The sequence below is a fragment of the Leptolyngbya sp. GGD genome, assembly GCF_026735145.1.
In the GTDB taxonomy this organism is placed as follows: Bacteria; Cyanobacteriota; Cyanobacteriia; order Leptolyngbyales; family Leptolyngbyaceae; genus Leptolyngbya; species Leptolyngbya boryana.
The window spans coordinates 190,428-205,268 of sequence record NZ_JAPQKE010000005.1; the positions used below are offsets into that span (position 1 = coordinate 190,428).

General features: G+C 46.9%; 10 protein-coding genes. 7 read left to right on the forward strand and 3 right to left on the reverse strand.

The window, feature by feature from the left end; genetic code table 11:
- The 3 genes from OU814_RS22720 (at nt 1) to OU814_RS22730 (ending at nt 2,788) form a co-directional block, all read left to right on the forward strand.
- A complete protein-coding gene (locus OU814_RS22720; RefSeq protein WP_268242178.1) occupies nt 1–1,401 on the forward strand; it encodes an MBOAT family O-acyltransferase in 1,401 nt (466 codons plus the stop codon).
- A 75-nt stretch (nt 1,402–1,476) separates the two neighbouring features.
- Entirely contained in the window at nt 1,477–2,307 is an 831-nt protein-coding gene (locus OU814_RS22725) for a DUF6920 family protein (RefSeq protein WP_268242179.1), read from the forward strand.
- 142 nt (nt 2,308–2,449) lie between these two features.
- Nucleotides 2,450–2,788, forward strand: coding sequence for a DUF4342 domain-containing protein (locus tag OU814_RS22730; protein ID WP_190652598.1), 339 nt, complete (start codon nt 2,450–2,452; stop codon nt 2,786–2,788).
- Nucleotides 2,789–2,790: 2 nt separating this feature from the next.
- On the opposite strand, the gene OU814_RS22735 is transcribed toward OU814_RS22730, so the two are convergent.
- Complete coding sequence (locus tag OU814_RS22735) at nt 2,791–3,852, reverse strand: ATP-dependent 6-phosphofructokinase (RefSeq protein WP_268242180.1); 1,062 nt, start codon at nt 3,850–3,852, stop codon at nt 2,791–2,793.
- A gap of 204 nt (nt 3,853–4,056) precedes the next feature.
- Between OU814_RS22735 and glyS the strand changes: the two genes are divergently transcribed.
- Both glyS and OU814_RS22745 read left to right on the forward strand, forming a co-directional pair.
- Complete coding sequence (gene glyS / locus OU814_RS22740; protein ID WP_268242181.1) at nt 4,057–6,195, forward strand: glycine--tRNA ligase subunit beta; 2,139 nt, start codon at nt 4,057–4,059, stop codon at nt 6,193–6,195.
- Between the two features lie 70 nt (nt 6,196–6,265).
- Nucleotides 6,266–7,558 (forward strand): FAD-dependent oxidoreductase, encoded by a 1,293-nt coding sequence (locus OU814_RS22745; protein WP_268242182.1) that lies wholly within the window; start codon nt 6,266–6,268, stop codon nt 7,556–7,558.
- 67 nt (nt 7,559–7,625) lie between these two features.
- On the opposite strand, the gene OU814_RS22750 is transcribed toward OU814_RS22745, so the two are convergent.
- The gene (locus OU814_RS22750) at nt 7,626–9,890 is read right to left on the reverse strand and encodes an amylo-alpha-1,6-glucosidase (RefSeq protein ID WP_017291327.1); all 2,265 of its coding nucleotides are present in this window, start codon (nt 9,888–9,890) and stop codon (nt 7,626–7,628) included.
- Nucleotides 9,891–10,301: 411 nt separating this feature from the next.
- Here OU814_RS22750 and pyk point away from each other — a divergent pair, with 411 nt between their 5' ends.
- The gene (gene pyk, locus OU814_RS22755) at nt 10,302–12,083 is read left to right on the forward strand and encodes a pyruvate kinase (RefSeq protein ID WP_017291326.1); all 1,782 of its coding nucleotides are present in this window, start codon (nt 10,302–10,304) and stop codon (nt 12,081–12,083) included.
- 360 nt (nt 12,084–12,443) lie between these two features.
- Nucleotides 12,444–13,613 (forward strand): ATP-binding response regulator, encoded by a 1,170-nt coding sequence (locus OU814_RS22760; RefSeq protein ID WP_268242183.1) that lies wholly within the window; start codon nt 12,444–12,446, stop codon nt 13,611–13,613.
- On the opposite strand, the gene OU814_RS22765 is transcribed toward OU814_RS22760, so the two are convergent.
- The gene (locus tag OU814_RS22765) at nt 13,602–14,768 is read right to left on the reverse strand and encodes an Lpg1974 family pore-forming outer membrane protein (protein WP_268242184.1); all 1,167 of its coding nucleotides are present in this window, start codon (nt 14,766–14,768) and stop codon (nt 13,602–13,604) included. The two genes, OU814_RS22760 and OU814_RS22765, sit on opposite strands and share 12 nt — an antisense overlap.
- Nucleotides 14,769–14,841 lie beyond the last annotated feature (73 nt).

The following is a 14,841-nucleotide window of genomic DNA, read 5'->3' on the forward strand; positions in this document are numbered from 1 at the left end:
ATGATTTTCTCAAGCTTAGAATTTTTTGTCTTTTTTAGCGTTCTGATTGGAATTTTATTGCTTGCGAGATCGCAGGGATTCAAAAACATCATTTTACTCGGTGCTAGCTACTTCTTCTACGGCTATTGGGACGAACGCTTTGTTTTTCTGCTTGCTGCACTGACGATCGTGAATTACGCGATTGGTTTCCAGATTGAATCGACCCAGAATCCAGAGAAGAAGCGATGGCTGATTGCAGGGATTACTTTCAATCTGATCGTGCTAGGGTTCTTCAAATATTTCAACTTTTTCATCGATTCGCTCAATCTAGGTCTGAATGTTCTGAACCTGAATTTGTCCAACCTCCGGATCATTTTGCCGATCGGCATTTCGTTCATCACTTTTGAAGTCATTAGCTACCTAGCAGATATCTATCGTGGAACGAGCAGACCCGCAAAAACGTTTTGGGATTTTGCGCTTTTGGTTGCGTTTTTTCCACATTTGATTTCGGGACCAATCCTGAGATCGAGTCAGTTCCTTGGCGAAATTCAGAAAGGCATTCACTTAAACCGGGAGAATTTCAGTCAGGGTGCTCAACTTTTCTTACTGGGCTTAGTCAGAAAAGTGATTGTTGCCGATCGCTTAGCTTTGTTTGTGAATGAAGTGTTTAAGCAGCCTGCTGATTACAGTGCAATGACGCTTTGGCTTGCGGTGATTGGATACGCGATTCAGCTTTATTGTGATTTTTGCGGCTACAGTGATATGGCGATCGGGACTGCAAAAATTCTCGGCTTTGATATTCCCAAAAACTTTGCGACACCTTATCTCTCACGCAGTATTACCGAGTTTTGGCGACGCTGGCATATTTCGCTCTCGAATTGGCTACGCGATTATCTCTATATTCCTCTGGGCGGCGATCGACGTGGGAAAGTTCAGCAATATGGCAATCTGATGATTGTGATGCTGTTAGGTGGATTATGGCATGGAGCAAGCTGGAACTTTGTGGTTTGGGGTGGGCTACATGGTGGAGCGCTTGTGGTGCATAAACTGTATGCAGACAGAATCCCAAAAAGCAGCGTTACACAAGCATGGGACTATCAGCTTTGTGCAAATTTTGTCACTCTACTCTTTGTGTGTCTAACTTGGATCTTTTTTCGATCGTCAGATTTCTCGACCTCTTTGTTCATTTTGCAGAAGCTATGGGGTGTGATTGATCCAACGGGCATCAATTGGTTTGCAACTGCACTGGCGATCGCAGTTCCAATGTTCATTCTGACGGACTATGCAGGTCACCAGCTAGCTCAAGGAATGTGCTTGAGATTAAGTTCACTTCCGGGTCTATGTGCCTTCTTTTTTGTCATGTTTGGTGTACTTTTTCTCGCTCCAGCTCAGCCTGCACCATTTATCTATTTTCAGTTCTAGGATGATCCGAGTTCTCTACATCCGAAGCACGACTATAGTAGAGAATGAGTACACCAAAAATTTCAAGGTGAGGCTATGCTGGCAAAGATTTTATTCCTTGTCGGATCGTTAGTTGCGATCGCATTGATCGCGCTACTCATCATACAAGCAAAAAATAATGCAGAGATTGCACAAATTTGGCAAACCTTAGAACCTAGAACCCCGTCAATTGAAGCATTTAGCCCAGACTTGGTTGCAGATCAACCGGAACCTGTACAGCGATATTTTTTACATGCAATCGCGCCTGGAACACTCCTGGCAAACGCTGTTTATCTAACGATGAAAGGTTCGATTCGACTTGCCCCCAATCAAGACTGGATGCCGCTCCAAGCAGAAGAACTACTGTCTACTGTGGGATTTGTCTGGCAAGCGAAAGCAGGACAAGGAATGCTCCAGATGCAAGGAGCAGACTACTATACTGCGGGTACGGGGCGAATGCGGTTTTCGCTCTGGGGATTGCTTCCGGTCGTCAATGCTCAAAGTCCTGATCTAATCCGCTCGGCGATCGGTCGATCGGTCGGAGAGTTGTTTTGGTTGCCTTCTGTTTTACTGCCGCAGCGAGGCGTGAGTTGGCAAGCGATTGATGACAATACAATTCAAGCAAGCCTAGCGCTCGACAATGAGCCGATTACTGTAACTTTTGTGATTGACAACCAAGGTAGATTACTCAAGAGTTCTTTCCTGCGCTGGGGGGATCAAACCGAAGATCAACACTATGCCAATATTCCTTTTGGTGGGAAATATCAAGCGGAACAAACTTTTGGCGGTTACACCATTCCCACACAAATGGGCGCAGGTTGGTGGATTGACAGCGATCGCTATTTTGAATTCTTTCGCGTCACGATTGAGCAAGCCGCGTTCCTATGAAGCAATGTTTCGCAGCGAGTAACTATAGCAGGGCTTCGAGATGAAGTTTCAGAGCTTTCGAGCGTTCAAATATCATTCCTCACAACTTCCTCAACTTTGATCTCTACCATATCGATCTAAATCATGATGGAGATCTATATCTATGAATACTCCTCTCGACGAACCTAAAGAAGTCATCGAAACAGTTCCAACTGAAGTGGTTCCTCCAGAAACTGAAACTCACTTTGAAGAGAAAGGAACGATCGAGGAATTTACAATTAGCGGCGATGCTTTAGTCGCGAAAGTCAGAGAACTGATTCATCAAGGCAATATTCGCCGGATTATTCTCAAAAACGAAGAGCGAACACTCATCGAAATTCCACTCACCGTTGGGGTTGTCGGTGGTGTTGTCAGTGCAGCTTTGTTTCCGGTGATTGCGGCTGTCGGTGTGATTGGAGCAATGGTGGCACATCTGACGATCGTGATTGAGAAAAAAGAATAGCTTTACTTACCTGTATAGATGCCTAAAGCCCTTGCAGTCTGTACCAGATCACTTGCCGGATCAACAGAACACGGACTCTTTGCTAAAACTGCATCAAGCGGAACGGTTTCAGCATGACCATTCTGCCAGGCAACCATTTTTCGAGTCTCTCCGTTCGCAATTAAATCGACGGCAGTTTTGCCCAAGCTAGCTGCGATCAGGCGATCGAGTGCTGAAGGAATGCCACCTCGCTGAATGTGCCCTAGCACCGAGACTCGGCAATCGACAGGGTAAGGGCTACATTTTGCGATTTCATTCGCAACATATTGTCCCATCCCACATTTTATGGCTTCGCAAGATTGATTTGCGCTTTCTAAACTCCGATGTGCGCCTTCCGCAACGACCACGATCGCAAATCTTCGTCCCCAGCGATCGCGCAATTCGGCAAGATGTTGGCAGACTTGCTCGATCGAGTAAGAAATTTCAGGGATCAAAATCACATCGGCTCCGCCCGCAATTCCAGAATGCAAAGCGAGATGCCCCGCTTCTCGTCCCATCACTTCGACGATCATGACGCGATCGTGACTCGCAGCAGTAAAGGTTAATCGAGTCAGGGCTTCTGTAATCGTATTGACTGCGGTATCGAATCCAATGGCTCGTTCAGTGCAAGCAACATCATTATCGATCGTTTTTGGAATGCCAATAAACTGCCAATTTCCCTGAGTTGCGAGTTGATTGAGAATCGCTAAACTCCCATCTCCACCAATTCCAATCAACGCATCAAGCTCTAAGGCAGCATATCCATCTAAAACTTCCTGGATTCTACTCAGGGTATCTCCTTTGTTAATGCTGCCAAGAATCGTTCCGCCCATTGTCAGCAATGGATCAATTCCCTTTAAATCTAAGCCGTGTAAGCTCAGTGGCATCATTGCTCGATCGAGCAAGCCTCGGGTTGCATAAGGAATCCCCACAACATGCCAACCGTAAGTGAGCACGGCATGGCTGACGACCGCCCGGATGACTGCATTCAACCCTGGGCAATCTCCTCCACTGGTTAAAATTCCGAGTCGTTCCAATGTCTTCATATCTGGCAGTAATTCACGATGCTCGAAGATTAAATCAAGAATCTGAGGATCTCGTGAAGATTAACTTCTCTCCTAACAAAATCGCTGTGTTCCTATCATGATGTGCTTCGGATGCGGGTTACAGACTGAAAATTGCGTGAAGATTGCAGTGGCACGGTAAACTGATGAGATTGATTAATTCGCTCATTTCGATCGTCCCCAGTCATGCCGTCATTTTTACTAGAAGTTGGAACTGAAGAACTACCCGCAAGTTTTGTCGATGAAGCGTTGTCACAATGGCGATCGCGGATTCCGAAACAATTAGCGGAGTTAAATTTGACGACTGACGCGATTCAGTTTTATGGAACGCCGCGACGATTAGCGATCGTCATTCAAGGGTTGCCTGCTCAACAGCCGGATCAAGAAGAAGAAGTCAAAGGACCGCCTGCACAAGCAGCTTTCAAGGATGGACAGCCCACCAAGGCAGCCGAAGGATTTGCCCAAAAACAAGGCGTCTCGATCGCGGATTTTGAAATTCGTCCAACCGAGAAAGGCGAATTCATTTTTGTCAAAAAAACAATCAAAGGCAGAGCGATCGCGCAAATCCTAACGGAATTGATTCCGCAATGGATCACACAATTGGAAGGAAAACGCTTTATGCGTTGGGGAGATGGCGATCTGCGCTTTTCTCGACCAATTCGCTGGTTGGTCACGTTGCTTGATGGCGATGTTTTACCGATCGAGATTACGAGTAATTCGATTGCATACAAGAGCGATCGCATTTCTTGGGGTCATCGCGTTTTACATCCTGATCCGGTTTCAATTCCGAATCCAGAATCTTATGTTTCAACCTTGAAATCTGCATTCGTTGAAGTTGATCCCGAACAGCGTCAGATTGTAATCAAACAGCAAGTCGAAGCAGCAGCAAAACAGTTGAATGGAGTTGCCATTATCGATGCTGATTTGCTGCGCGAGGTGACGAACTTAGTCGAGTATCCTTCAGCGGTTGTGGGTAAGTTTGATGCAGAATTTTTAGAACTTCCGGCGGAAGTAATCACAACCGAAATGGAAAGCCATCAGCGGTATTTCCCGGTGCAGAAAGCAGGCAGTTCTGAACTATTGCCGAACTTTATTACGGCATCCAATGGCGATCCTCAAAAAGCAGCAATCATTGCATCCGGAAATGAGCGAGTGATTCGGGCGCGGTTGTCCGATGGGAAGTTCTTCTTTGATGCCGATCGTAAAATTCCTCTAGAAGCCTATTTACCCAAACTCGAAACGGTGACTTTTCAGGCTGATTTGGGATCAGTCCGTGCAAAAGTTGATCGCATTGTGGCGATCGCAGGTCAGATTTGCACTCAGTTACAAGTTGGGGATCGCACTGAAATTGAACAAGCAGCACTCTTATGCAAAGCTGATCTCGTGACTCAAATGGTAGGCGAGTTCCCAGAGCTTCAAGGGGTGATGGGACAGAAATACGCGATCGCAGGAGGTCAGTCCGAAACGGTTGCGAATGCGATTTATGAACATTATTTGCCCAGAGGTGCAGGCGATGATTTGCCGCAATCTTTAGCAGGTCAGATTGTCGGAATTAGCGATCGCTTAGATACCTTAGTCAGCATTTTTGGATTGGGACTGATTCCGTCTGGGTCGTCTGATCCCTTTGCGCTGAGACGAGCAGCAACCGCGATCGTCAACATTACTTGGGCAGCAAACTTAAAGCTGGATCTCAATTTACTTTTAGAACAGTTAGTCAAGAGTTTTAGTGAAAACTACGCGCAAGTCCAGAAATTAGCGACGGCTGATTTGCTCAAGCAGTTGAAAGACTTTTTCTTACAGCGCGTTGAAACATTGCTGAAAGACGAAAAAATTGACTATGACTTAGTCAATGCTGTGTTGGGTGAGAATGACCCAGACTACGCAGCGCGGGCATTGCAGAACTTATTAGATGTCCGCGATCGCGCGAATTTCTTACAGACGATTCGCAATGATCAGCGTCTAGCAACCATTTACGAAACTGTGAATCGTGCGTCTCGACTCGCCGTTCAAGGCACATTAGATCGGCAACAGCTTGATCCCGTTCCCGTCATTCGTTCTGAACTGTTTGAAAAGAATTCTGAGAAAGCTTTCTTTACTGCCCTGCAACAGTTGAATCAAACCCTGCAAGGCAAGACTGATTACACGAAGCTCGTTGAGGCTTTAAGTCAGATTGCTCCAACCGTGAGTGCCTTTTTTGATGGAGAAGATAGCGTGTTGGTGATGGATTCTAATCCAGACATCAAGCAAAATCGTTTGAATTTGTTGGGGATTTTGCGAAATCATGCGCGATCGCTGGCGGATTTTGGCGCGATCGTCAAATCCTAGCGATCCGGTTAACCTTGCAATTCAATCCTCGAATCGTTATCTTCGGGGTTGAATTGCTCCCATCAAATCTATGCCTATCCAACAGAATCAACATGCGATCGTCATTGGTGGCAGTATTGCTGGATTGCTTGCAGCGCGTGTGCTATCCGAATACTTTCAGCAAGTGACGATCGTCGATCGCGATCAGCTTCCCATGACGGCTGAACCGCGACGAGGCGTACCTCAATCTGTTCAACCGCATGTTCTATTTACCAAAGGCTACCGAATCTTAGAAGCACTCTTTCCTGGCATTGGCGCAGCACTTGCAACGGCTGGAGCCATTCCGTTTGATTGGGGAAAAGACTTCCTGTACTTTCAAGCCGGTCGCTGGTCACCAACAACCGAAACACCCGTTGGGCTAGAATCTTACACTTGTACCCGCCCATTGCTCGAAAGCATAATTCGACAACAAGTGAGTAAAATTGCCAATATTGATTTTTTACCAGGGCAACGAGTGATTGGATTGTTGCTCAATCAGACTGTAATTCAAGGTGTCAAACTTCCAAACGGCGAGCTTACTGCCCAACTTGTTGTGGATGCTAGTGGTCGAAGTACCCACGTTCCTCAATGGTTAGAAACTCTTGGAATCACTCCACCTCCCGCAACGGTGATTGATCCAGGATTAGGCTATACAACTCGTCGATACCGCATTCCATCTCAGTTTCAACCGGATGGTAGAGTTTTGCTGATTAGCCAAGTCCCCCCTGATCAAACTCGTTTGGGATATTTAGCTCAAGTGGAAAATGATCAATGGATTGCTACCTTGGGAGGATATGCACATGATTATCCGCCGATCGAGGAACAAGGCTTTTTACAATTTGCTCAAAGTTTAGATCATCCTGCTTTCTATGAAGCGATCGCGCAAGCAGAACCCGTGTCTGATATTCAAGCCCATCGCGCCACAATGAATCGACTGTATCACTACGAAAAAATTGCGATGCCAGAAGGGTTAATTGCGATCGGAGATGCGGTCTGCGCGCTTTGTCCCATCTATGGACAAGGGATGACCGTAAGTGCATTAGCCGCGCTGGTTTTACAACAATGGTTAGCAAAATTGCAGAAACCCAATTTTCAAAAGCAACTGGCTCGCAGTAATGCTTTTGCTTGGTCACTAGCAACCGGATCTGATTCTAAATTTCCAACTACGAAAGGAGCGATCGCGCCGAAACAAGGAGCAAAATTATTCCAGGTTTATCTCGATCGATTGATGGCTGCTGCACAGAAGGATGTTGAGGTACATTTGGCGTTTTTACAAATGGCACATATGCTAAAGCCTCCTAGTATTGTGTTTCATCCCAAATTGGTATTGAAAGCATTGTTCTAAATTCTGAAGACTTGGAGATTGAGGGAGCATGAGTCTCTTGAACCAGTGCCCCCTCATCGAATTGACGTTAAGCCTCAATTACCACGCGCAAATTCCCTCGTTTCTTCGACACCCGACAAGACGTAGAAGACCCCGATCGCTCAAATTCGAGATCCAACAATGTTGGACCCACCCGTAAGTTCTGCAAGGACAGCGAATTAATCGACTCAGGCAACGCCGGATCAATCACCCGCAAACAGTTCCCAGGTGCATCTGGAACCAAGTTCACAATCATATGCACCAATTGGAAAATGCTTCCTGTCGCCCACGCTTGCGGTGTACAAGCCACTGGATATTGAACTGGCTCATTATCATCTGTGCGATCGTAGCCGCAGAACAATTCCGGTGGACGTTGATACGGCTGATAGCGCGTCATATCGAGCAAGCCTTTACACAGTTCTAACGCTTGGTCAATTAACCCAAGCGAACGTAGCCCGATCGCAATTAAAGCATTGTCATGAGGCCACACTGAGCCAACGTGATAGCCCATCGGATTATAAGCAGGCGACAAACTACTCAATGTCCGAATGCCCCAACCATTGAACATATCCGGCGCACGTAACCGTTCCGCCACACTGTAAGCTTTCTCCGGCGTGAAAATGCCCAAGCTCAAACAGTGACCCGGATTCGAGGTAATACTATCGACTGGATTGCCATCGCCATCTAATGCCAAAGCACAGAAATCTTGATCTTCCATCCAGAAATCGCGATTGAAGCGAACTTTCAGATCTCTTGCTTCCTCATCCCAGCGATCGGCAAGATCAATCCGCTTCTTCATGCGGGCAATGTGGCTCAGCCGAACTTTCGCAGAATACACATAGCCTTGAACCTCGCAAAGCGTAATCGCACCTTGAGCGAGTCTACCTTTACGATCGACAATACAATTCCCCGAATCTTTCCAGCCTTGATTGTCCAGACCTCGCTTTGAGGTGCGGTGATAAGCAAGATAGCCCGTTTCTCGCATATTGCGATCGATCCAATCCATCGCAGCTAGTGCAGAATTCCATAAGCGATCGAGCGTCTCATAGTCTGCTGTCCAGGAGAAATACTCTGCATACAGCATTAACCACAACGGGGTTGCATCCACCGTTCCATAGTAAGGAGTGTGCGGAATCTCCTGACAGCGCGCCATCTCACCAAATCGAATCTCATGCAGAATTTTTCCGGGTTGCTCTTCGCGCCATTCATCATCTGCTTTGCCTTGATAGTGCGCCAGAATTGCTAGCGTTTCTTTCGCAATTTGGGGATCAAGGAGTAACGTCTGAGAAGCGGCAATGATGGAATCGCGTCCAAACAAAGTCGAGAACCACGGAACGCCAGCCGATAACGCTTTATTTCTGCCAAAGGTTTGTCTGAGCAGGTACACATCTTGCTCGGCTCGCTCAATCACGCGGTTGAAGGTGTTTTTGTCCGATCGAATCTGCGTCACCTGCTGCCGCCAATGTTGCTCCTCGGAAAGTTCTGCCGCTTTGGCTTGGGAAAGCGTCATCGGCGTGCTGACTCGCGAAACCGGACGACCGTTACTCAACGGCTGCAAGCGGTAGCCAAATTTCTGAGTCTCATGCGGCTGCAATTTGAGTTGCCATAGGGCGGTATAGCCTTTGAGGAAGTGCGGCTGATGATGCACGAAGTCGATTCGGGATTCTAAAACCGAGCCATCTAACCCTTGATATGCCAGAGTCAGTTCAACCTGAGCCGTTTCTGGCGCTTCAAACGAATCCGGATCTGACTCAACTTCTTCAACAGGTTTGGTCATCTCGACGGGTAAATGTCGAAGCAGAGTGCCGCGTTGAGATCGATCAAAGCCCCGTACCTCAAACAAATCAATAAAGTCTGCATCAAAGCTAAGACTTAATTCAAACTCAATCGGTTCGGTACTATAGTTCGCGATCTCGATCTCCTCAAAGAGTCCTCCATTTAGCACCAATTCGCGTTTGATCCCGATCGTTTCAGCAGGAATGCGATCGTCAATGCGAGGATTCGTACACAGCACAGATAGTACAAATCCTTTTTCTGCCGTGCTGCTCAGCAAAATGGGAGGGCGACCATCGATTTGAAACTCTAACCGATTCAGAAAGCGCGTATCATGACAAAACAATCCTAAACCGCTACTGCGTCCCTCATCTGAGGAGCCGCCAATGTTGCCAAACGTATCCGTGAGTAGAAACAGATCATCATCTTTGAGCGTCAAAATGGGTTGGGGGCGCTCATTCAACACAGAAGCCCACTCTGGAATGGGCAACTCTTCAGCCGGAACAAACTTTTTACCGTCGATTTCAATGATTTCTGACATTGGTCAAGAAAAATGGGCAAGGGGACAGAATAAAACTTTTCGAAGTTCGTTTAAGGATTAAGACGAGTTATAAATCGTAACCATTTTAACGATGAAGTGATCCGTAGATTTGAGGTTTCGATCTTTTGCTTCTCTTTTTCTTTGATTGCAATTGTTTTAGTTTATTCATGAGTTGTCAGGCTGAACGCGACCAACAATATGTTTTGTAAGCAATTGTCTGTGCCTTGTGTAACATTTTGCTTAAAGTCTTCGTCAATCTCTGTCTGGATGCCATTTTGAGATCGACCTAAACGTGGTAGTATCCCAAGTGCCCTAGATCAGCATTTTGAACGTCCTGGGTCTTACTGCTTTTCGACGAACGGAGAAAGCAGGTTTGGTTTATTTGATCGTCTATAGAGTTGTTCACCGTACATGCCGCTGCCATCTTCCCACCGTCGAACTAAAATTGTCGCTACGATCGGTCCTGCAACCAGTAGTCCCGAAGTCTTGCGCGACCTCATTGAAGCGGGTGCAACAACACTCCGCCTCAACTTTTCCCACGGAACGCACGATGACCATCTCCGAAGCATTCGCTTAATTCGGCAGATTTCCTTTGAATTGAATCAGCCCGTCGGGATTTTACAGGACTTACAAGGACCAAAGATTCGACTTGGGCGCTTCGAGAATGGTCCAATTACGCTGAAAAAAGGCGATCCCTTCATCCTCACCAGTCGCACCGTTCCCGGAACTCAAGAGATTAGCTCAGTCACTTATGATCAGCTCTCCGAAGAAGTTCCTGAAGGTGCAACGATTCTGCTTGATGATGGCAGAGTCGAAATGAAGGTAGAAAAAGTCGATCAAGCTGATCGATCGCTGCATTGTCGAGTCGTTGTCGGTGGTCCGCTTTCTAACAACAAAGGGGTGAATTTCCCTGGCGTTTACCTCTCGATCAAAGCTCTAACCGATAAAGACCGCAAAGATTTGGTCTTTGGCTTGGATCAAGGTGTGGATTGGGTGGCATTGAGCTTTGTGCGCAATCCTCAAGATGTTTTAGAGATCAAAGAACTGATCGCCAGTGCAGGTAAGTCTGTTCCAGTAATTGTGAAGATCGAAAAGCACGAAGCGATCGAGCAAATGGAAGCGATTCTCTCGATCTCGGATGGAGTCATGGTCGCACGGGGCGATTTAGGCGTTGAACTTCCGGCTGAAGATGTGCCGATTTTGCAGAAGCGGTTGATCAAAACGGCGAATCGTTTAGGGATTCCGGTGATTACTGCGACTCAAATGCTCGACAGTATGGTGAGCAGTCCTCGCCCGACTCGTGCAGAAATTTCGGACGTGGCGAATGCGATCTTAGATGGCACCGATGCGGTGATGCTGTCGAATGAAACGGCAGTTGGGAAATACCCGATCGAAGCAGTTTCGCAAATGGCAACGATCGCAATTCGGATCGAGCAAGAGCATTCTCAAAAACTGTTGGAAAATACAGGCCGATCGATTCCGAATGCGATCAGTCAAGCAGTCGGTAATATTGCGATGCAGCTAGATGCAGCCGCAATTATGTCCCTGACGAAGACCGGAGCGACAGCGCGGAACGTGTCAAAATTTCGTCCGAGAACTCCGATTTTGGCAATTACGCCGCACGTAGATGTAGCACGGCAGATGCAACTCGTTTGGGGCGTAAAACCTTTACTCGTTCTAGATTTGCCTTCTACAGGTCAGACCTTCCAAGCGGCATTGAACGTGGCACAAGAAAAAGGCATGGTGTCTGAAGGAGATCTAGTCGTTCTCACGGCTGGAACACTTCAGGGGGTCGCGGGTTCGACTGATTTAATCAAAGTTGAAGTCGTCACAGCAGTCCGTGGCAAAGGTGTAGGAATCGGACAGGGATCAGTCAGTGGTCGCGCCCGGTTAGCTTCCACCATTCGGGAAATCCACCAATTTCATTCGGGTGAGATTTTAGTTGCACCGAGTACAACGGCAGAGCATATTGATGCGATTCGCAAAGCCGCAGGGATTGTCACAGAAGATAGTAGCCTCACGAGCCATGCAGCGGTGATTGGCTTGCGGTTAGGCATTCCTGTGTTAGTGGGTGTGAAAAATGCAACCGGGGTCATCCGCGATGGTGAAATTGTGACGTTGGATATGCAACGAGGATTGGTTTATTCCGGTTCGAGTGGTGCAACGCAGACAGATGCGGCTCTGTCAGTCTAGAGTTTAGTCTCGACTTGCGTTGAAACGAGAAGCATAAGGCACAGAGAGATAGGAAATTCTCGTGTCTTATGCTTCGATTGCTATGTAGCAATGATAGCAACTGGTACGGATTGACATTGATTCCCAAACGTCAGAATCTAGTAAGGCAAAGGTTCGCATACTTAGGAATAAGAATTGATTCTCTGCAATGTCTCGAACTTGCTCTCATTTTCGATCCGTCTTCCGGTTTGGGAGCAAAGGTCGTTTAAGATGGAGGCAAAGCCGTTCAGAGTTGTAGATCATTAAATTCATGACTCTTGGCACTGTTGAAGTCTGGCTCTTTCTGCATCCTCCTCATAGGTGTTCCCCTGGCAGAATGATATGAAGCAGTTCTGCACCCTTCTTTTGATTCGCCGATCGCAGTTTGACAATGCTCTCTTTCAGCGATCGCTCAGTCAGTCCCCTGACGTTGACTGGAATATCGTTGTAGCACGTTCAGGCAATGCGGCGCTGAATATTTGTTGCCATGCTGCTCCAGATGCGATCTTGATGCACTCCGATCTGCATGATATGGAAGGCGAACAATTTATTAGCAAACTCAAGCAATTTGAAGACACAGTTCCGATCGTTGTGATCGCGCACACATTAGAAATTGCATCGCAACTTCTAAAAGCAGGTGCAAAAGATTACATCCTCTCGCACAAAGTAACGCCAGAAGTATTACAACATACACTGCAGAGCGTAGTACTGCGGCAAATGATCGAGGGAAACCAAAAGGATCGATTAAATCAACAGCTTAAACAAAGTCAAATTGCGCTGAGAAGAGCGATCGCGCAACGCGAAGAAGCAGAAACCGCAAATCAAAATAAAGACGAATTTCTCGCTGTCGTTACGCACGAACTGCGCACGCCACTCAATGCCATTTTAGGCTGGGCGAAATTACTGCGATCGCGCAATCTCGATTCTGAAAGTATCGATCGAGCCTTAGAAACGATCGAGCGCAATGCCCAATCTCAATCTCAATTAATTGAAGACCTCTTAGACATTTCACGCATTATTCGAGGTCAATTGCCGATCAAAGTCATGATGGTCAATTTATACGCAGTCATTTCTGCTGCGATCGAGGGCGTTCGACCAACAGCAGCAGAAAAGAACATTCAGCTTGAATTTAGCTCGATGGATTTAGACCTGGTCATTTCAGGCGATCCGAAACGATTGCAGCAGATTTTATTAAACTTGCTCACCAATGCAATTAAGTTCACTCCAGCAGGCGGAAAAGTTACAGTTCAACTCACTGAACTAGATGGAATGGCATACGTCAAAGTGATCGATACCGGGATTGGGATTCAGCCTGAATTTTTACCGCATATTTTCGATCGGTTTCGTCAAGATGAAACCAATGCTGCTTCCGCAGACGGGTTAGGGTTAGGTCTGACGATCGTGCATCAATTGGTCGAACTGCATCGGGGTTCAATCACCGTTGAAAGTGAAGGCAGCGATCGCGGTGCGACATTCACCGTCCAGTTTCCACTTGCTTCGCTAAAACTCTGAACTGATCCCAAGTTTCATAAAGAAGCCTTGAAAACTGAAATCATTCTGGCTTTCAGAAAAGACACCGGGACTTGCTCCATCGACAAATCGAATCGAATTCGACACATTAAAGAGATGTTGATATTCATAACCCGCACTCACATTCAAAGTTGCTTGCTGACTGATTTTGGGTTGCCAACTCACTCCTAAAGCAAACTCCAAACCTGGCACAAACGTTTGATATTTATCCTGCGAAATCCGAGCAACCAGATCAGCACGATTGTTATCGGTTTCTTCGTAGCTCGTTGTCCGATTGCCCACTAGAATCATTCCTGCACCGCGACCAAACAGACTAAAATCTTTGCCCAACCTGAGATCTGCTTGAGCACCCATGCGAGGTCCAAACCCACTTAATCGATTCTCAATCCGAGCCGTTGCCTGGTTAAAATCTCGCCCATCATAGGCAACATTCATCACTTGATTCACAGTCGCAAATCGCAATCCTCCAAACACTCGCACGCCCAAGCTTTGTCCAATTTTGAACCGATAAGCAAGTTCGGCATCAGTCGCAGCATAATTCATCCGCGCACTGGCGTCCGCCGTATTGGCAGAATCATTCTGAACCGGATGCGTCAACGTAGAGTACAAGAACCCTTGAGTCGGTCGAACGGCACTTTGCTGCCCGCCAGTATTGAAAAACATATGAGTTGCAGCCACTTCCCAAGCTGTCTTTTCAGGACGATAGGTTAAACCCACGCGCAGCGCCGTTGGATCTTCATATCGAACTCTTGCTAGATCCCCACTAACTGCTAGTGCTTGTCCTGAGTCTACGATCGCGAAATCCATCGCGTTACTCGTTCGAGCCTTTAAGAATAATGCTTCTGCCGAGACTTCAAACTGTTGAGGACGTTTTTCAGGAGCAGTCACCCCGACTTGATCAGAAGTAGGCTTTTTAGCAGCTCCGGATTGTGGCGAAATCTGCTGCCGTAAGCTTTCAATTTCTTGTTCTAGCTCTTGCTGCTTTTGCTCTAGTAATTGGAGCTTTCTAATTAGCTCTGCATTAGGAGAAGCTTGAGCGATCGTCGAAGGAGCAGGAGAAACTTCAGTCGCAAAAGCACTGAAAGGAGCGAGAAAAATTGCGGAAGCTGCAATCCAAGGGGCATGAATCTTTTTCACGGGAAAGTCCTAACAGGTAAGTGAGCTGGCAAAGGAAGCGTATTACTTATAACTCAATACGCTCGGCTTACTG